Below are 17,660 nucleotides of genomic sequence, written 5' to 3'. Positions count from 1 at the left end.
CTCCCAAGATTTTCGTAGCTCGTGATCGCTGAGATGGGACATCAGCTGAGCAGGGTCGTTTGCGGGCCCCGCCCCGCCACACGACAACGGAAAGGGACGACATGCTGTCGATGCATCTGCGGCTGTCCGACCTCCAGGAGCCCAAGTGGAGTCCACAGGGCGGCCGTTGGATCAACGGTGAGAGCTGGATCGAGCTCGCGAACGTGTCCACGTTGGTCATGGAGGTCAACGACGACCAGGCGCCCCGCGTGCGGGTCCACGTGAAGGAGTGCAAGCGGGACGAGGCGGATTTCGTCGCACTCAACATGGAGACCGGAGAAGTCAGTCTGGCGGCAGGTGAACCGTTCCGGGTCGAATGGAGGCTCGATTCTCTGAGAGGACTGAGTCATGGCACGTCCCTCCCCTTACCCCGCTGAGCTGCGCAAGCGTGCGTCCGCATGGTCGCCGAGGTGCGGCCCGACTACGACACCGAGTGGGCCGCGATGAAGGCCGTCGCGTCCAAGCTCGGCATCGGCGCGACCGAGACGCTGCGCACGTGGGTCCGCCAGGACCAGGTCGACAGCGGGAGTCGGCCCGGGACGACCACGGAGGAGTCCGCGCAGGTCAAGGCGTTGAAGAAGGAGAACGCCGAACTGAAGCGGGCGAACGAGATCCTCAAGGCCGCGGCGAGTTTCTTCGCGGCCGAGCTCGGCCGGCCACATCTGCGCTCGTAGCGTTCATCGACGAGCACCGGGCCCGCTTCGGCGGTGTCGAGCCGATCTGCAGAACACTCACAGAGCACGACTGCAGCATCGCCCCCTCCACCTACTACGCCCACAAACAACGCCAGGAATTCCCCTCCGCCCGCAGCGTGCGGGACGGGGAACTGAAGGTCCTGATCACGGAGATCTTCGACACCAACTACCGCGTATACGGAGCCAGGAAGATCTGGCGGCACCTGAACCGGCAGGGCCATGCGGTGGCCCGCTGCACCGTCGAACGCCTCATGCGCGAGCTCGGCATCACCGGCGCGGTCCGTGGCAAGAAGGTCATCACCACGCTGGCCGATCCGGCCGCGACACGGGCCCCGGACCTCCTCGACCGCGACTTCGTCGCCGACGCACCCAACCGCACCTGGGTCGCGGACTTCACCCACGTCGCGGCGTGGGCCGGCACCGTCTACGTCGCCTTCGTCGTGGACACCTTCTCCCGCCGCATCGTCGGCTGGTCCGCGGCAACCACCAAGCACACCGAACTCGTCCTGGCCGCCCTGGAGATGGCGCTGTGGCAGCGCGACCGGACGGGCACTCCGCCGCGGCGCGGGGAACTGGTCCATCACTCGGATGCGGGTTCGCAATACACATCGTTCACGCTCGCCGAACACCTGGACCGGGACGGCATCGCGGCATCCATCGGATCGGTCGGCGACGCGTATGACAATGCACTGATGGAGTCCACGATCGGCCTCTACAAGACCGAGCTGATCAAGCCGCAACGGCCCTGGAAGACTCTGGCCCAGGTCGAGTTGGCGACCGCCGAGTGGGTGGACTGGTACAACTTCCGCCGCCTGCACGGTGAGATAGGCCACGTCCCGCCAGCCGAATGCGAAGCCACCTACTACCTGACAGCAACAAAACCCCAGGTCACAAACAAGATCTAGAGTCTCCGGCCAACCCGGAACGGTTCAAGGCGAAGTGCGCTGTGTAGGAGAGGCAGAGCGCGACCAGCAGCGGCGCCCGCTCGTGCAGCGGGTCGATGCCGTCGATCCGCCGCAGTCCCAGCAGGATCAGCATGTCGCGCAGCAGCTGCCGCACGATGGCGTCGAAGCGGACCTTGCCGAGAGGCGCGAGCAGGCACTGCAGACCGGGACCCCGGTACTGCAGATACACGTCCAGGGTGAGGCTGGCCGCACTGGCGGCGACGAACACCGGAACGGTCGGCAGCAGCGCGGAGACGATCTGGGCCGTGAAGAGCGCGAACATCACGAGCAGCGCGGTGAGCTGAACGATGGGGCGGGGGCGAGGCCTACGGAAGGCACGGGCTGGGCTTCTGCGAAGGCATGCGGCGGATGGGGAGCGTGGGAGGTGCGGCCCGCCCCTGGGCGCGCCCGCGAAGGGGCGCCGCAAAAGGAAGGCCGAGGCCCCCGTGAGGGGTCCCACATCGTCCCCTCACGGGAACCGCGGCCGTCCGTTCCTCGAAACGCGAAGGCGTCCGGTGCCCGCGCTCGCGTAGATTGCACACACCGGGCTGGTCGAAACATTGGGGAATTGCGTGTCAGCGGCAAGGCAGGCGGTGCGAGAGGGCGTGGGCGAGGCCCGCAGGATCGTGGTCAAGGTCGGCTCCTCCTCGCTGACCACCGCGTCCGGCGGCCTCGACGCGGACCGGGTCGACGCCCTGGTTGACGTCCTCGCCAAGGCCCGCAGCGGCGGCGAGAGGGAGATCGTCCTCGTCTCGTCCGGCGCCATCGCCGCCGGCCTCGCACCGCTGGGACTGCGCCGCCGCCCCAAGGACCTCGCCCGGCAGCAGGCCGCCGCCAGCGTCGGTCAGGGCCTCCTGGTCGCCCGCTACACCGCCTCCTGCGCCCGCTACGGCATCCGCGTCGGACAGGTGCTCCTCACCTCCGACGACACCAGCCGCCGCGCCCACCACCGCAACGCCTCCCGCACCCTCGACAAGCTCCTCGCGATGGGCGCCCTGCCCGTCGTCAACGAGAACGACACCGTCGCCACGGACGAGATCCGCTTCGGCGACAACGACCGCCTCGCCGCGCTCGTCGCCCATCTCGTACGGGCCGATCTGCTCGTCCTGCTCTCCGACGTGGACGGCGTGTACGACGGCGACCCCAGCAAGCCCGGTACGTCGCGGATAGCGGAAGTACGCGGCCCCGAGGACCTCGCGCACGTCGAGATCGGCAGCGCCGGCAAGGCGGGCGTCGGCACCGGCGGCATGGCCACCAAGGTCGAGGCGGCCCGGATCGCCGCGGCCGCGGGTATCCCGGTGGTGCTGACCAGCGCGATCCACGCCGCCGACGCCTTCGCGGGCGGGGACACCGGCACGTACTTCCACCCCACGGGCAAGCGGTCCGCCGACCGGCTGCTGTGGCTTCAGCACGCCTCCACCCCGCAGGGCGCGCTCACCCTGGACGACGGGGCCGTGCGCGCGGTCGTCGAACGGCGCACCTCACTGCTGCCGGCTGGCATCGCGGCCGTCGAGGGCGACTTCACCGCGGGCGACCCCGTCGAGCTGCGCGACAGCACGGGCCGGGCGGTGGCACGCGGGCTGGTGAACTTCGACGCCAAGGAGATTCCGCAGCTCATCGGCCGTTCGACCAGGGAACTGGCACGTGAGCTGGGCCCCGCGTACGAGCGTGAGGTCGTGCACAGGGACGACCTTGTGCTCCTGGAGCCGTAGAGAGCCGTAGCGCATGCTGCCGCGGCCGTAGGACGTCCGGTCCCTCATCCGTCAGACAACCGTTCTGCGGTACCCGGCGCCATCCGTAAAACAGCTGTCCACTACACCCGTAAACGGCCGATTCCCCCGCCTCCGCTGGGGGACGTTCCGTAAAACCGCCACGCGACGGCTCCCCACCTGCTCAACTTTGTGGCAGGGAGACCCCGGTATTCGGTACGACCATTACGACCATTGCGTAAAGGAGGCCGTCGTGAGACGAGTGCGCCCTGGGGCGGCGGCGTCCCGCGGTGGTGCCGCCTCCCGTACGGGTGGTGTCGCCTCCCGGGCGGCGGGTGAGGAGCGGGCCCTGACGAGCGTCGCGGCCGGTGACAGGTACGAGGGCGAGGAGCCGGCGGACCAGCCCCGACTGTGGCACGTCACGCTGAGTGTCTCGGGCGGTGAGGCTCCGCTGAAGGAGGTCAGGCGCGGTCTCGAACAGCTGGCCCACGACCACCCCTTTCTGCTGACCAGCCGGTACGCCAACGACCACGCGGAGATCCGCTACTGGGAAGAGGCCCGCGACCTGCACGACGCGGCCGCCGTCGCGCTGCGGCTGTGGGGCGAGCACCGCCAGACCGCCAAGCTCCCGCCCTGGGAGATCGTCGGCCTGGAGGTCATCGACCGCGAGACCTACCACCAGCGGATCGCGGAGGGGTATGGGCCACTTCCGGCCACCCCCGTCGGAGTTCACCCCTTTTGATGGTGTCTCGGGGTGTGGGACAGCGGCTGAACGGACCCGTTCGGAGCACTACCCTTCCCTCATGACCACGCTCTCGCCGTACGACTCGATGTCTCCGGTCACCCAGGCCGCCTACCGCGCGAAGGCCGCCGCCGCCGACCTGGCGCCCCTCCCGCGGGCCGAGAAGGACGACGCGCTGCTCGCCATCGCGGACGCGCTGGAGGTCCGTACGAGCGAGATCGTCGCCGCCAACGCCAAGGACATCGAGCGCGCCCGCGAGGCCGGCACCAGCGAGACCGTCATCGACCGGCTCACGCTCACGCCCGAGCGCGTGCGCGCCATCGCCTCCGACGTGCGCGATGTCGTGGCGCTGCCCGACCCGGTCGGCGAGGTCGTCCGCGGCTCGACCCTCCCCAACGGCATCGACCTGCGCCAGGTCCGCGTCCCGCTCGGCGTCGTCGGCATCATCTACGAGGCCCGCCCGAACGTGACGGTCGACGCCGCCGCCCTGTGCCTGAAGTCCGGGAACGCGGTCCTGCTGCGCGGCTCGTCGTCGGCGTACGAGTCGAACACGGCCCTCGTACGGGTCCTGCGCGATGCCGTGGGCGGCGCCGGGCTGCCCGCCGACGCCGTTCAGCTCGTGCCCGGCGAGAGCCGCGAGTCCGTGCGCGAGCTGATGCGCGCCCGCGGCCTCGTCGACGTCCTCATCCCGCGCGGCGGCGCCTCGCTGATCCGCACGGTCGTCCAGGAGTCCACCGTCCCGGTCATCGAGACCGGCACCGGAAACTGCCATGTGTACGTCGACGCGAACGCCGACCTCGACATGGCGATCGACATCCTGATCAACTCCAAGGCCCAGCGGCCCAGCGTCTGCAACTCCGCCGAGACGCTCCTGGTGCACCAGGACATCGCCCCGGAGTTCCTGCCGCGCGCCCTGGACGCCCTCGCGGACGCCGGGGTCACCGTGCACGCCGACGAGCGCGTCCTGGCCTACGCCAAGGACTCCAAGGCCACCGTCGTCGAGGCGACCCTGGAGGACTGGGAGACCGAGTACCTCTCGTACGACATCGCCGCCGCCGTCGTCGACTCGCTCGACAAGGCCGTCGATCACATCCGGCTGTGGACCTCCGGCCACACCGAGGCCATCGTCACCACCTCGCAGCAGGCGGCCCGCCGCTTCACCCAGCTGGTCGATTCCACGACGGTCGCCGTGAACGCCTCGACGCGCTTCACCGACGGCGGCGAGTTCGGCTTCGGCGCCGAGATCGGCATCTCCACGCAGAAGCTGCACGCGCGGGGGCCGATGGGGCTGCCGGAGCTCACGAGCACCAAGTACATCGTCACGGGGGACGGGCACATCCGGCGCTGACGCGGGAAGCGTGCGGCGCCGGGGCAGGAAGGGGCCGGCGCCGAGGCGTGGAGCGAGTCCGGCGCAGGGGCGTGGAGCGTGGTCAGCGGCGTGCGCCCCGTGGCGCGGGGCCGGTCCTGCGCGGCGCGCGGCCCGCGTGAGGCGCGTCTCGTCAGGCGGATGAATTTCCATACCGTCTGCCCAAATTGACCCCCCAGGTCTACTCTGGATCCGTGCCGGAGGACGTGGGGGGCACGCCGTTCCCTGACGGCTGGGAGCCCGACGACGACCGCGACCGCGGGGGTGCGGACGAAGAGTTCGCCTCCGTGGTCTTCGACGAGGACTTCGTACGGGCGGCGGTGATTCACGAGCCGACCGCCGTGGAGAGACTCCTGGCAGCCGCCCAGGCCCGCGCGGAGGCCTCCGAGGCCGAAGCACGCCGGGCGCACGCCCGGGGCGCACGCGGCGACGACGAGCGCTACGAGGACGGCTTCGGGCCCGATGACCATGGCGATTTCGGCCACGATCCCGATCTGGACGATCTGGACGACACCGAGGTCCTGGGTGGCCGCTATGGCGTGCCGGGTACGTACGGCAGGGTCTATGGGAAGCAGACCCGCTGGCGCCGCCCCGTCGCCTGGATCCTCGCTCTCGTGATGGGCGTCGGCATGGTCGCCCTGGCCTTCACCGCGGTGTACCGGGGGGCGTCCTCGGGCCGCCAGGACCAGGTTCCGCTCCCGGCCTCCACGGGCCTGGAGCAGGGCCAGGGCAAGGTCACCGCCAGCACCGGCCCCTCCGCTTCGGCCGACTACTCCCAGCCGGCGGTGTCGGCGGTCCCTCGAACGCCCTGACGACGATCCCTCGAACGAGTGAACAGCAGTCCCTCGAACGGCGGAACGACGGTCCGTCGAACGGTGTGACGACCCTGGTGAGAACCTGTCAGAACTTGTCGTGTACCACCGCGTTTACCTGGGCTCCCGGAGACCTACTCTGAATGTATGGGCGGGCCTGGAGACCCACCTGAGGGGACACCCGAGGGCGCTCCCGCTGGTGGAGAGGACGAGTACCGATCCGTCGTCTTCGACGAGTCGTTCGTCCGCGCTGCCCGCCTCCAGGAGTTCTCCGCCCAGGAGCGCATGGCCGACCACGCCCCGGCAGTGCGCCGCCGCCCCGCTCTCCAGCGCGGACTGTCCCGGCAGGCGCTGATCCTCGTCCTGCTGATCGCCATAGCCTTCGGCACCGCGATCTACATGGGCGTACGCCACCCGTACCAGACCCCCACCGCCCAGCCCCCCGAGCCGCTGCGCATGACGGTCATACCGCTGGCCCCGCAGACCGCCGTGCCCGGCTCCACGAGTGCCGACGAGCTGTACGCGCACAGCCCGGCCGCCCAGTTCCGCATCGGCGCCGAGGGCATCACGCTGCCCGCCTCCCGGCGCACCGCGCACTTCTCCGACAGCCAGGTCGTCACAGCCCTGACCACGGCGAAGGACTACCTCGTCGAGTCCTCTCTCGACCCGGACGTGCTCACCGGCGGCACCACCCGGCCCGTACGGATATTGCTCGACCCGCAGCAGCTCGACCAGTTCGACCAGAGCTTCGACCGGCCGACCGCCGACGGGCGGCACGCGCCCACCGGCTGGCTGGTCCGCTTCGACGCGAGCCGCACCCAGCTCGCCGACAGCAAGATCCGCGTGCAGGGCTCCCTCCAGGCCGCCGAGTTCGACTCGAACACCCTTGAGGTCATCGCCGACCACACCTTCGTGTACGCGCTGAAGCCGACGGCCTCGGACGCGAAGGCCAAGGTCTCGCTGTTCACCGTCCGGCGCGAGCTGCACTTCCGCTTCGACCGCGACGACCTGCGCATGCACCAGGCCGAGCTGCTCGTCTCCTACGTCCAGGCCGGGCCGCTCACCTGCTCCGACGACTCGGTGAGCCGGCTGCGCCCGCTGCTCGCGGGACAGACGGCGAAGGCGGGCGGCCCGGCCGGCACCGACCCGTACGCCACCGGGAGTGCGACGGCACTGTGCGGATCGCTGGCGACGAGCGCGCAGCCGAAGCTCTGACGTCAGCAGGCCGTCGCGCTCGGGGCGGCGTGCCCCCGTTGGCGTGCCCCCGGTCAGCCGTTGCCGTTGGGGCTCTCGTCGTCGGGAGCGTCGGTGGCGTCGGTTTCGGTGGCCGTGTCGGTCCCGGTGGTGCCCTGCGGCGGCGTGTCCTTCGGCGAGCCGCCGGTCGCGAAGCCGCCGAAACCGCGTCGTACCCGGCCGCCGAGGTCTCCCGCACCGCCGGCGATGTCGCTGACCAGCTTCATCAGCGGGTCCTTGGAGTTCTTCACGTCGCTGGCGTAGCTGGCCGCCGACTGCCGGAAGGAGTCCGAGACCGAGGTGTCCTTGTCCTCGCTGCGGCGCGGGTAGTGGCCGTCCATGAGCCGCTGGTAGTCGCGGGACTCGGCCCACTTCTTCAGCTCGCCCGCGCGAACGGTGGTGAAGGGGTGTGTGCGGGGGAGGGTGTTGAGGATCTTGAGCACGGAGTCCCGCAGGTCGCCCCCGGCCTCGTACTCCTCGGCCTGCGCGAGGAACGCGTCCACGTTCATCTCGTGCAGGTGATTGCCTCCCGCGAGCTTCATCAGGCCGCGCATCGAAGCCCTCAGATCCTGCCCGACAAGGAGCCCCGCCCGGTCGGCCGACAGCTCCGACTTGCGGAACCACTCGCGCAGCGCCGTCACGATCGCCATGATCGCGATGTTGCCCAGCGGGATCCAGGCGACCCGGAGCGCGAGGTTGGTGAGGAACAGCAGTATCGTGCGGTAGACCGCGTGGCCGGACAGCGCGTGGCCGACCTCGTGCCCGACGACCGCCCGCATCTCCTCCTCGTCCAGCAGCTCGACGAGCCCCGTCGTCACGACGATGATCGGCTCGTCCAGGCCGATGCACATCGCGTTCGGCTGCGGGTCCTGGGTGACGTACATCGGCGGGACCTTCTCCAGGTCCAGGATGTAACACGCATCCCGCAGCATGTCGTTCAGGTGCGTGAACTGGGCGTCCGAGACGCGTACCGAATCGGACAGGAACAGCAGCCGCAGGCTGCGTTCGGGCAGCAGGGCGCTGAGCGCCTTGAAGACCGTGTCGAAGCCGCTGAGCTTGCGCAGGGCCACCAGGGCCGAGCGGTCCGCCGGGTGCTCGTACGCCCGTGAGGAGATCCCCTCGAAGCGCCTGCGCTGCCTGCTCGGCACGTTCTCGTGGCCGTTCTGGTCGTGGCCGTCGTCGGACATGTGGTCCCCCATGTGCGTCTGAGTGCCTTATGTGCCCCCAAGGCAGAGCCCAGCCTAGGCGGAGATACCGTGGACGGGCAGTACAGAGAAGGAGTCGTCCGCCATGGAGCACATCCCCGCAGCCGCCTGGCTCACCGAGGCCGCGAGCGCGGCAGACAAGCAGGGCCCGGGCAATCTGCTCCGCGTCGTGCTGATCGTGATGTTCGTCGGGGTGGTCCTGACCGCCTGGTTCCTGCTGCGTGGGTACAAGCGCGACGACGACTGAGCGTCCGCCGGCGAAGGGGGGCACGGCAACCGGCGTCCCCAACGGCGGAGTCGGCGTGATCGCGGCCGAGGCACCCGCATACGATGGGCCGACGTCTTTATCCCGCCCACACCGGATAGGTCCTGCCGAGATGAGCTTCCACAGCACCGCTGCACAGTTGGTCACCGTCGCCGCCGAGGGCGAGAACGGTGGCAACCACGAGAGCCTCAGCCCGTTCCTGACCGGCGGCGGCGCCCTCTTCATCCTGCTTCTGCTGCTGTGGATCACCACGCGCTTCAACCGCGACCGCTGAGCCCCACCGGGCCCGCTCAGGGCCCCTGTCGGCCAGAGCCCGTAGACCGGGCCGGTAGGGTCTGCACGCATGGGAGAGCACGACATGCCTACCGGTCCGGCGAGTGACACGGAGAGCGGCGCCGCCGGCGCCGCCACGGGTGTCGCGAGCGGCGTGGCCAACGCTGGTGCGAGTGGCGCGGCCGACGGTGGCGCGGTGCGGCGGCTGACGACAGGCCCCGGCAACGGCCCCTCGAATCCGGGCAAGCGCCGCCTCGGTGTCATGGGCGGAACGTTCGACCCGATCCACCACGGGCACCTCGTGGCGGCCAGCGAGGTCGCCGCGCAGTTCCACCTCGACGAGGTGGTGTTCGTGCCGACCGGGCAGCCGTGGCAGAAGACCGACCGCAAGGTCACCCCGGCCGAGGACCGCTATCTGATGACGGTCATCGCGACCGCCGAGAACCCCCAGTTCTCGGTGAGCCGCATCGACATCGACCGCGGCGGCCCGACCTACACCACGGACACCCTGCGCGACCTGAAGGCGCTCAACCCCGACGCCGACCTCTTCTTCATCACGGGCGCCGACGCGCTCGGCCAGATCCTCACCTGGCGGTACACGGAAGAACTGTTCTCCCTCGCGCACTTCATCGGGGTCACCCGGCCCGGCCACACACTGACCGACCCGGGGCTTCCCGAGGGCGGTGTCTCGCTCGTCGAGGTCCCCGCGCTCGCCATCTCGTCCACAGACTGCCGTGCGAGAGTCGCCAAGGGCGATCCCGTCTGGTATCTGGTGCCGGACGGTGTGGTGCGCTACATCGATAAGCGCGAGCTGTACCGCGGCGAGTGAGCCGAGAGGGGCACCGGTGAACGACCGATACGACGGATACGCGGGCGGCGACCAGTACGAGCTCGTCGGCTACGACGAGTTCGGGCAGCCTGTGTACCGACAGGTGCCGCAGCAGCCTGCCCAGGGGTACGACCCCTACGGCGGCCAGCAGCAGGGCTACGGCTACGACCCGTACGCCACCGGTCAGCAGCAGCCCGTCCAGCCGTACGACACGGGCCAGCAGCCTCCTGTGTCGCCGTATGACACCGGTCAGCAGCGAACCGTGTCGCCCTATGACACCGGTCAGCAGCCCCCGGTCCCCTCCTACGACTCCTACGACCCGTACGGCGCGGGCGCGCCCGGAGCCGCCGGGACCACCTCGACCGGGTACGACCCCTACGGGCAGACCGCGGGCACGGCCGGTGCCGCGAGTACCGGTCAGCAGCCCCGGGTCGCCGAGCAGACCGCCTACATCCCGCAGCAGGCCGGGCCCGCCGAGGACGGTGAACCCCGCTCCGGTCAGCCCCGGGCCGACCGGGACTACCGCACTGAGCAGTTCGCCTTCGTCGAGGAGCAGGAGGCGGACTCCGAAGACGTCATCGACTGGCTGAAGTTCACCGAGAACCGCACCGAGCGCCGCGAGGAGGCCAGGCGCCGTGCCCGCAGCCGGATCGTCGCCCTGGTCGTGGTGCTCGCTCTGGTCGCGGTCGGCGGCGTCGGCTACCTCTGGTACGCGGGCAGGCTGCCCGGCACGTCCTCGGCGAGCAAGTCCGGTACGAAGACCGCCGTGGGCGCCCAGAACCGCGACGTGATCGTCGTCCACCTGCACAACACAAAGGGGGGCGGCACCTCCACGGCGCTGCTCGTCGACAACACCACCACCAAGCAGGGCACCACCGTGCTGCTGCCCAACTCCCTTGCCCTGGCGGACGACAGCGGCTCGACGACCACGCTCGCCAAGTCCGTCGACGACGACGGCTCCTCCGGGACCCAGGACTCGATCGACACGGTGCTCGGGACCAACATCCAGGGCACCTGGCGCCTCGACACCCCCTACCTGAACAACCTCGTCGAACTCGTCGGCAACATCGACGTCACCACCAACGCCAATGTGCCGGACCCCGATTCCAAGAAGAAGGGCGATTCGCCCCTCGTGAAGAAGGGCGAGGACCAGACCCTCAGCGGCAAGATGGCCGTCGCCTACGCCACCTACCGGGCCTCCGGCGAGGCCCAGAACGCGCAGCTGGAGCGGTTCGGTCAGGTCATGCAGGGCGTGCTGCGCAAGCTGTCCTCCGACAAGCAGGCCGCGACCACCACCGTGCAGACCCTGGCGCAGATCCTCGACCCGTCGCTGACCGACCAGGACCTCGGCGCCTTCCTCGCCAAGCTCGCCGACCTCGCCAAGGGCGGCGACTACAAGACCGCGCTGCTGCCCGTGCAGCAGGACGGCACCCTGAGCGAGAGCGCCAGCAACAGCGTGATCAAGGACGTGCTCGGCGGTACTGCGAAGAGCCCCGACGCCGGCGCTGCCGTCCGCGTCGGGATCAAGAACGCCACCGGTAACAAGGCCGCCACCGAGCAGGCCCGCGTCGTCCTGGTCAACGGCGGCTACACCTTCCTCGACTCCGGTACGGCCGGCACCGCCCAGAGCGTGTCCCAGATCACCTACGCCGACGCCGCCAAGAAGAGCGACGCCGTCGAGGCCGCCAAGACCCTGGGCCTGCCCACCAGCTCGGTGAAGAAGGGCAAGCTCACCTCGAACGCGGACGTGTCCGTGGTCCTCGGTCAGGACTACAAGGTGACCAGCGGCTCGACAGGGTGACGGACGCCACGTCCCGGGGCGGATCGACGGCTCGCCCCGGGTGACTGGCGGCCCGCCGCGGTGATCGGCGACCCGTCCTGGGGGCGCCCGGGACGGGGCCGAGGAAACGCGTGGGGTGTCGTCGGCGGTCCGTGAGACCCTTGAGTCATTACTGACCGCCGACGGAAAGCCGCGTAGTGACCGCCACGGACCGCTCCATCGAGCTCATCACCGCCGCCGCACAGGCGGCCGCCGACAAGCTCGCGCACGACATCATCGCCTACGACGTCAGCGACGTGCTCTCCATCACAGACGCCTTCCTGCTGGCGTCCGCGCCCAACGACCGCCAGGTCAAGTCGATCGTCGACGAGATCGAGGAGCGGCTGAACAAGGAGCTCGGCGTCAAGCCGGTGCGCCGCGAGGGCGACCGCGAGGCCCGCTGGGTGCTGCTCGACTACGTCGACATCGTGGTGCACGTGCAGCACAGCGAGGAGCGTGTCTTCTACGCCCTGGAGCGGCTCTGGAAGGACTGCCCGGAGCTGGAGCTGCCCGCCGACGCCAAGGCGACCCGCGGCAAGGCCGCCGAGCACGCCAAGCTCCAGGCCGAGGAGGACTCCGCCGAACTGGGGGAGCTGCGGTGACCGCCGAGGCCGGGAAGAAGCCGGGCCGGGGCCGCCGCGTCATCCTCTGGCGGCACGGCCAGACCTCCTGGAACGTGGAGCGCCGCTTCCAGGGCTCCACGGACGTCAAGCTCACCGAGACGGGCGTGGGCCAGGCCCGCCGCGCCGCCCGGCTGCTCGCCTCGCTGAAGCCCAACGCGATCGTCGCCTCGGACCTCAAGCGGGCCGCCAACACGGCCGCCGAGCTGTCTGCCCTCACCGACCTCGACGTCACCCACGACGAGGGCCTGCGCGAGACCTACGCGGGCGTCTGGCAGGGGCTGACGCACGAGGAGATCATCGCCCGGCACGGCGACGAGTACTCCGCCTGGAAGCGCGGCGAGCCGGTGCGCCGAGGCGGGGGCGAACTGGAGACCGAGGTCGCCGACCGCGCCGCCCCCGTGGTGCTGCGGCACGCGGACAAGCTCCCCGAGGACGGCACCCTCGTGGTCGTCAGCCACGGCGGCACGATCCGCACCACCATCGGCCGTCTCCTCGGCCTGGAGTCCCAGCACTGGGAGAGCCTCGGCGGCCTCTCCAACTGCTGCTGGTCCGTCCTCGGAGAGGGCGCCCGAGGCTGGCGACTCCTGGAGCACAACGCCGGCACTCTGCCGGAGCCGGTGCTCGGCGACGACGACTGAGCGGTGCCGAGCCGGTGCCGAGCGGCGCCGGTCGGCCCCCTGTCCGGTCCCGCGGGCCCGTCAGGACCGGATTTCACTTTCCGGCTGGTCGCAGGCTAAAGTTCTTCTTGTTCGCCCCGCAGGGCGGGAAGAACGCAAGGGGCTATAGCTCAGTTGGTAGAGCGCCTGCATGGCATGCAGGAGGTCAGGAGTTCAATTCTCCTTAGCTCCACAGATCGACTCTCTTGAGTTGTCAAAGATCAGTGGTGAAGATCCCGTTCCCCTCAGGGGAGCGGGATTTTTCGTGTCCCTGCGACTGCCTGAGCATGTGTCGGTGGCCACAACCGCTCCCGCCGGTCCCGAAGAAGAGCCAGCGCCCGTCCCGCCTCCTCATCGGCCGGTGTGTACACCACGATCCGGCACTCCGCCATCCCGTCGACGGACAGCGACACCGAGGTCATCCGCATCTCGCCGGCCGCCTCGTGCCGGAACGTCTTCACACGCGGTCCCGGCGGCAGGACGTTCCCGCCCGCCCACAGCTCGGCGAAGTGCGGGCTGGCGGCCGACAGCCTGCGTATGAACTCCTCCCAGGCCGGCTCGCCGACATGTCTGCCGTACGAGGACCGCAGCGTCGCCACCATCAAGGGCAGTTCGGAGTCCCGGAACACCACGGGGCAGCTGGGCTCGGGCACGGTGAACAGCGTCCACAGCACGTTGGGAATGCCGATGTCGAGGGTCTGCGGCACGAAGAACAGGTCGCGGAAAGGGGGGTTGGTGGCAAGGATGTCGTACCGCGAGTTGTAGACCGCGGCCGGACGCGGGTCGAGGGTGTCGATGATGCCCTGGATCTCCTCGTCCACCGTCTGCGCGGGGAGCTGGGAATCGGGCTCGTAGGGCACCTCGGCCAGGTGGTACAGGTGCTCGCGCTCGGTCTGGTCGAGCCGCAGCGTGCGCGCCACCGCGTCAAGGACCTGAGGCGAGGCGTTGATCGGGCGCCCCTGCTCGAGCCAGGTGTACCAGGTGACGCCTACGCCGGAGAGCTGTGCGACCTCCTCGCGGCGCAGTCCCGGCGTGCGGCGTCGTAAGCCCGGTGGCATCCCCACGTCGGCGGGTGTCACCCGCGCCCGCCTGCTGCGCAGGAAAGCGGTCAGCTCCGGCCGGCGGCGCTGCGTCCTGTTCACCGGCTTCGTGTTCATCGGCTTCACATCCCCCGTCACTCATCGTGCGTGCCGAACCCGTCCGCTGCCAGGTGCTGTCAGTACCAGCATCGGCGGGCTCTCGTCACCCGTATCCGGCCGGCATCACGCTCGATCGCATGACGACGACAACCCCCGCGGGAACAGGTCCCGCACGCGGTCCAAGTCCTGAGACCAGTAAAGACCCCGGCACTGACAATCGGCCCGGACGGCTGCTCGCGGTCGTGCTCGCGGGCCAGTTCATGGCATTGCTCGACGTCTTCATCGTGAACGTCGCGGTGCCCACGATCGGTTCCGAACTCCACGCGTCCGGCGCCGGACTGCAGCTGGTGGTCGCCGGATACTCCATCTCGTACGCCGTGCTGCTGATCACCGGAGCGCGGCTGGGTGACCGGCTCGGCCACCGGCGGGTCTATCTGGCCGGCCTCGCGCTGTTCACCGCGGCCTCGCTGGCCTGTGGACTCGCCCGGGGAACAGGGGAGTTGATCGCCTTCCGGCTGGTCCAGGGCGCCGGATCGGCCGTGATGATCCCGCAGGTGCTCAGCCTGATCCAGCGCAACTTCACCGGCGAGGCACGGGCCCGCGCCCTCGGCGCCTACTCGGCCGTCCTCGCCACCGGCGCCGCGGCCGGACAGGTGCTGGGCGGCGTCCTGGTCAGCGCCGACCTGTTCGGCACCGGCTGGCGGCCGGTGTTCCTGGTGAACGTGCCGGTGGGCCTCGTACTCCTGGCCGTCGGCAGCCGCGTACTGCCGCGGGACGACGTACACGCCCTTGAGCGCTCGCGCGGTCTCGACCTGCCCGGGCTCGTTCTGCTCGCCGCCGCCGTCTCCCTCTTCACCGTGCCGCTCGTGCTCGGGCAGGAGGAGGACTGGCCGCTGTGGTCCTGGCTGTCGCTGGGTGCGGCCGCGGTGTTCTTCATCGCGTTCTGTCTGTACGAGTCCCGGCTGGCCCGGCGGGGCGGGGCGCCGCTGATCGCGCCGAGGGTGCTGTGCCACCCCGGCGTCGGCCTCGCGGTCTTCCGGCTGCTGGCCGTGATGGCGGTCAACGCGGGATTCCTGTTCGCGCTCACTCTGCATGTCCAAGGCGGCCTCGGCTACAGCGCCCTGCGCGCGGGACTCACCTTCGCGCCGACCGCGGTGGTCTTCGGCCTGGTCGGTCTGACCTGGCGCAACTGGCCCGCCGCCTGGCAACGGGCCTTGATCCCGGCCGGGTTCATGATCGCCGCCGTCTCGGTGGCCGGCGTCGGACGCGTACTGAAGGACGGAGGGGACGGCGGCCTGTGGCTCTACGTCGCGTTCGCGGGTGTCGGCGCGGGCCTCGCGCTCGGTTTCAGTCCCACGCTCGCCAAGGCCCTGGCCACGGTGCGGCCCGAGGACGCGGCGGATGCCAGTGGGCTGCTCGTCACGGTCACCCAGCTCGGTCAGCTGATCGGTGTCGCGGCCTTCGGCACACTCTTCTTGAACCGGCTTGAGTCACTTGGGGCCCCCGGGGCGTATACCTCTGCGGACGCGCTCCTCGCGTGCACGTATGCGCTGGCCGCGACGGCCACGCTGGGTGCCGTGTCCGGACTGGTACGAAGGCGTCGCTGACCGTATTGCTCCGGCCGTGGCAGAATCAAACGGCCGGAAGGGGGCGCGGCCCGACGGGAGGGAGAAGCGATGCCTGCGAGCATCCTCGAGGAGGTCCATGATCGCCTCGAAGTGGCACCGAAACGGAAGAAAGCCACTCTTCTCAACTGCCCTTCCTGCGGATCGGTCCACGTCGCCCAGGTCCTCGGTGACAACGGTGGGATCTCCTACGTGTGCACGGCCTGCGGCCACAGCTGGAGCTGATCGATGGGTGCACACAGGCGGAAGTGCGATTGGTGCGGCAGTGGTACGCCAATCGTCCGCGACATGGAACCGGTCAACCACGACTACCAGTACTGGTGCGAGGAGTGCGCGCGGGCGCTGATCATAAAAGGCGACCCCATCGAGACGTACCGCGAGCTGGAGGGCGAGCCGATCTACGGGCGGCTCCTCGACGAGCACTGCACGCTCAAACGGTTCTACTCGTTCGCCACAGCCTGACCCCGATCAGGGTCAGGAACGCCAAACCGGCTGCCACGTAGAGGGCCGACAACGTCAACTCGCCGCCCGTCTGGTGCAGTTCGAGCCTGCCCGGCCCATGTGGCACCCACCACATCGCGTACGTGCAGAAGGCCAGGGCGGTGCAGAAGGCGGCCGTCCGGTTCGTCGCCGCGAGGACCAGGACCATGGGCACGCACCACACCCAGTGGTGCGACCACGACACGGGACTCACCAGCAGCGCTGTCACCGCGCAGGCGACCGTCGCCCAGTCCCGCCGCCCGCGCAGCTCGGCGGCCACGGCGACCGCCAGGCCCGCGGCGCCCGCAAGGGCCGCCGCCGCGATCCACCGGGTGCCGGGCTCCGTGGTGTGCAACAGCCGGGCCAGGACGCCGCGCAGCGACTGGTTCGCGGTGTCCTCGACGAGCCCGACCCGGCCCGCCTCGAAGACCATGCGGGTCCAGAAGCGCCAGGAGTCGTGCGGCAGGACGGCGGCCGCCAGCAGCGTCGCCCCGGCGAACGCGACGGCGGCCCCGCGCGCGTGCCGCAGCCACCGCCCTCCGGAGCCCCGCCTTGTGTGCTCCACGACACCGGCGACCAGGAGGAACACCGCGAAGAGCGCGGGCGTCAGCTTGATCGCCGCCGCGATCCCGATGCCCACACCGGCGCACCGATGTCCGGGCCGCCGTGACAGGTCCCACAGCACCAGGACGGCCAGCAGCAGATTGACCTGGCCGTACCGCAGTGTCGTCCAGACCGGTTCGCACCACACGGCGGCCGCCGCGATCCACCAGACGCACTCCACGCGCGCGTGGCCCACGAGTCGCAGCGAGAGGGCCACGAACACCACAAGAAGGGCCAGGTTTCCGGCCGTCGCCAGTGTGCGCATGCCCGCCGTGTCCAGCAGCGTCAGCGGTGTGAACAGCAGCGCCGCGAACGGCGGGTACGTGGTGGGCAGATGGGCCCCGGTCGTGCGCAGCGCGTAGAGGTCACCGCCCGCCCGGACCGTCTCACCCTCCGCGCGGTACACCATCAGGTCGATCATCGACACGTGTGCGGCCCGCTGCGCGCACCAGAAGGCCGCGAACGACAGCAGGCACACCCCCAGGGCGACGGGCGCACGGCGGACACGGGGGAGCGCGATCACGGTCACGAAGGCCGACACTAGCCCCCGAATCCGTACAGAAGGGAAACGATTTGGTGGTGCACCCGGGGGACCGTGTAATG

Annotated in this window: 17 protein-coding genes, 1 tRNA gene and 2 pseudogenes; 16 read left to right on the top strand and 4 right to left on the bottom strand. The window is 70.1% G+C overall.

Features of this window, described 5'->3' with window-relative positions:
* Positions 1 to 101 precede the first annotated feature (101 nt).
* A complete protein-coding gene (locus OG975_RS16255) occupies positions 102 to 416 on the top strand; it encodes a hypothetical protein (protein ID WP_406329886.1) in 315 nt (104 codons plus the stop codon).
* A pseudogene (locus OG975_RS16250) lies at positions 388 to 1,639 on the top strand (IS3 family transposase). Before OG975_RS16255 ends, OG975_RS16250 begins: the two are co-directional and overlap by 29 nt.
* A gap of 31 nt (positions 1,640 to 1,670) precedes the next feature.
* On the opposite strand, the pseudogene OG975_RS16245 reads toward OG975_RS16250, so the two are convergent.
* Positions 1,671 to 2,017: pseudogene (locus OG975_RS16245) on the bottom strand (hypothetical protein); the annotation flags it as partial.
* 266 nt (positions 2,018 to 2,283) lie between these two features.
* Here OG975_RS16245 and proB point away from each other — a divergent pair.
* The 5 genes from proB (at position 2,284) to OG975_RS16220 (ending at position 7,522) form a co-directional block, all read left to right on the top strand.
* Positions 2,284 to 3,390, top strand: a complete 1,107-nt coding sequence (gene proB / locus OG975_RS16240; RefSeq protein WP_406336290.1) for a glutamate 5-kinase — start codon at positions 2,284 to 2,286, stop codon at positions 3,388 to 3,390.
* A 259-nt stretch (positions 3,391 to 3,649) separates the two neighbouring features.
* A complete protein-coding gene (locus OG975_RS16235) occupies positions 3,650 to 4,129 on the top strand; it encodes a hypothetical protein (protein ID WP_327435018.1) in 480 nt (159 codons plus the stop codon).
* Positions 4,130 to 4,190: 61 nt separating this feature from the next.
* Positions 4,191 to 5,477: a glutamate-5-semialdehyde dehydrogenase gene (locus tag OG975_RS16230; protein WP_406329885.1), complete on the top strand. Its 1,287-nt coding sequence runs from the start codon at positions 4,191 to 4,193 to the stop codon at positions 5,475 to 5,477.
* A 185-nt stretch (positions 5,478 to 5,662) separates the two neighbouring features.
* Complete coding sequence (locus OG975_RS16225; protein WP_406329884.1) at positions 5,663 to 6,307, top strand: hypothetical protein; 645 nt, start codon at positions 5,663 to 5,665, stop codon at positions 6,305 to 6,307.
* A 147-nt stretch (positions 6,308 to 6,454) separates the two neighbouring features.
* Positions 6,455 to 7,522, top strand: a complete 1,068-nt coding sequence (locus OG975_RS16220; RefSeq protein WP_406329883.1) for a hypothetical protein — start codon at positions 6,455 to 6,457, stop codon at positions 7,520 to 7,522.
* 53 nt (positions 7,523 to 7,575) lie between these two features.
* Here the strand turns inward: OG975_RS16220 and OG975_RS16215 are convergent, their stop codons facing one another.
* Positions 7,576 to 8,727, bottom strand: a complete 1,152-nt coding sequence (locus tag OG975_RS16215; protein ID WP_406329882.1) for a M48 family metallopeptidase — start codon at positions 8,725 to 8,727, stop codon at positions 7,576 to 7,578.
* A 103-nt stretch (positions 8,728 to 8,830) separates the two neighbouring features.
* Between OG975_RS16215 and OG975_RS16210 the strand changes: the two genes are divergently transcribed.
* The 7 genes from OG975_RS16210 (at position 8,831) to OG975_RS16180 (ending at position 13,403) form a co-directional block, all read left to right on the top strand.
* Complete coding sequence (locus tag OG975_RS16210) at positions 8,831 to 8,992, top strand: hypothetical protein (protein ID WP_406329881.1); 162 nt, start codon at positions 8,831 to 8,833, stop codon at positions 8,990 to 8,992.
* A 130-nt stretch (positions 8,993 to 9,122) separates the two neighbouring features.
* On the top strand, positions 9,123 to 9,284 hold the full coding sequence (locus OG975_RS16205) for a hypothetical protein (RefSeq protein ID WP_327428662.1): 162 nt from the start codon (positions 9,123 to 9,125) through the stop codon (positions 9,282 to 9,284).
* A 261-nt stretch (positions 9,285 to 9,545) separates the two neighbouring features.
* Positions 9,546 to 10,112: a nicotinate-nucleotide adenylyltransferase gene (gene nadD / locus OG975_RS16200; RefSeq protein ID WP_381261652.1), complete on the top strand. Its 567-nt coding sequence runs from the start codon at positions 9,546 to 9,548 to the stop codon at positions 10,110 to 10,112.
* Between the two features lie 16 nt (positions 10,113 to 10,128).
* A complete protein-coding gene (locus tag OG975_RS16195) occupies positions 10,129 to 11,913 on the top strand; it encodes an LCP family protein (protein ID WP_406329880.1) in 1,785 nt (594 codons plus the stop codon).
* Positions 11,914 to 12,089: 176 nt separating this feature from the next.
* Entirely contained in the window at positions 12,090 to 12,533 is a 444-nt protein-coding gene (rsfS, locus tag OG975_RS16190) for a ribosome silencing factor (protein WP_327428659.1), read from the top strand.
* Positions 12,530 to 13,192, top strand: a complete 663-nt coding sequence (locus tag OG975_RS16185) for a histidine phosphatase family protein (RefSeq protein WP_406329879.1) — start codon at positions 12,530 to 12,532, stop codon at positions 13,190 to 13,192. Before rsfS ends, OG975_RS16185 begins: the two co-directional genes overlap by 4 nt.
* Before the next feature lie 138 nt (positions 13,193 to 13,330).
* Positions 13,331 to 13,403, top strand: a tRNA-Ala gene (locus tag OG975_RS16180).
* Between the two features lie 52 nt (positions 13,404 to 13,455).
* On the opposite strand, the gene OG975_RS16175 is transcribed toward OG975_RS16180, so the two are convergent.
* Positions 13,456 to 14,367: a helix-turn-helix transcriptional regulator gene (locus OG975_RS16175; protein ID WP_406329877.1), complete on the bottom strand. Its 912-nt coding sequence runs from the start codon at positions 14,365 to 14,367 to the stop codon at positions 13,456 to 13,458.
* A 119-nt stretch (positions 14,368 to 14,486) separates the two neighbouring features.
* Here OG975_RS16175 and OG975_RS16170 point away from each other — a divergent pair, with 119 nt between their 5' ends.
* Entirely contained in the window at positions 14,487 to 15,956 is a 1,470-nt protein-coding gene (locus tag OG975_RS16170) for an MFS transporter (RefSeq protein WP_406329876.1), read from the top strand.
* A 246-nt stretch (positions 15,957 to 16,202) separates the two neighbouring features.
* A complete protein-coding gene (locus tag OG975_RS16165) occupies positions 16,203 to 16,436 on the top strand; it encodes a hypothetical protein (RefSeq protein WP_010986886.1) in 234 nt (77 codons plus the stop codon).
* On the opposite strand, the gene OG975_RS16160 is transcribed toward OG975_RS16165, so the two are convergent.
* Entirely contained in the window at positions 16,405 to 17,586 is a 1,182-nt protein-coding gene (locus tag OG975_RS16160) for a glycosyltransferase 87 family protein (RefSeq protein WP_406329875.1), read from the bottom strand. The genes OG975_RS16165 and OG975_RS16160 overlap by 32 nt on opposite strands.
* Positions 17,587 to 17,660: the final 74 nt, after the last annotated feature.

Origin of the sequence: Streptomyces sp. NBC_00203 (genome assembly GCF_045206325.1) — a bacterium.
GTDB classification, from domain to species: Bacteria; Actinomycetota; Actinomycetes; order Streptomycetales; family Streptomycetaceae; genus Streptomyces; species Streptomyces lutosisoli.
The sequence above is the reverse complement of the archived record's forward strand: the minus strand, read 5'-3'. Positions and strand labels throughout refer to the sequence as shown.

Coding starts and splice junctions, on each gene's coding strand:
- OG975_RS16175 (WP_406329877.1), bottom strand. CDS start 14,367: ATGAACACGAAGCCGGTGAACAGGACGCAGCGCCGCCGGCCGGAGCTG.
- nadD (WP_381261652.1), top strand. CDS start 9,546: ATGGGCGGAACGTTCGACCCGATCCACCACGGGCACCTCGTGGCGGCC.
- OG975_RS16165 (WP_010986886.1), top strand. CDS start 16,203: ATGGGTGCACACAGGCGGAAGTGCGATTGGTGCGGCAGTGGTACGCCA.
- OG975_RS16255 (WP_406329886.1), top strand. CDS start 102: ATGCTGTCGATGCATCTGCGGCTGTCCGACCTCCAGGAGCCCAAGTGG.
- OG975_RS16205 (WP_327428662.1), top strand. CDS start 9,123: ATGAGCTTCCACAGCACCGCTGCACAGTTGGTCACCGTCGCCGCCGAG.
- OG975_RS16215 (WP_406329882.1), bottom strand. CDS start 8,727: ATGTCCGACGACGGCCACGACCAGAACGGCCACGAGAACGTGCCGAGC.
- OG975_RS16220 (WP_406329883.1), top strand. CDS start 6,455: ATGGGCGGGCCTGGAGACCCACCTGAGGGGACACCCGAGGGCGCTCCC.
- OG975_RS16230 (WP_406329885.1), top strand. CDS start 4,191: ATGACCACGCTCTCGCCGTACGACTCGATGTCTCCGGTCACCCAGGCC.
- OG975_RS16210 (WP_406329881.1), top strand. CDS start 8,831: ATGGAGCACATCCCCGCAGCCGCCTGGCTCACCGAGGCCGCGAGCGCG.
- OG975_RS16170 (WP_406329876.1), top strand. CDS start 14,487: ATGACGACGACAACCCCCGCGGGAACAGGTCCCGCACGCGGTCCAAGT.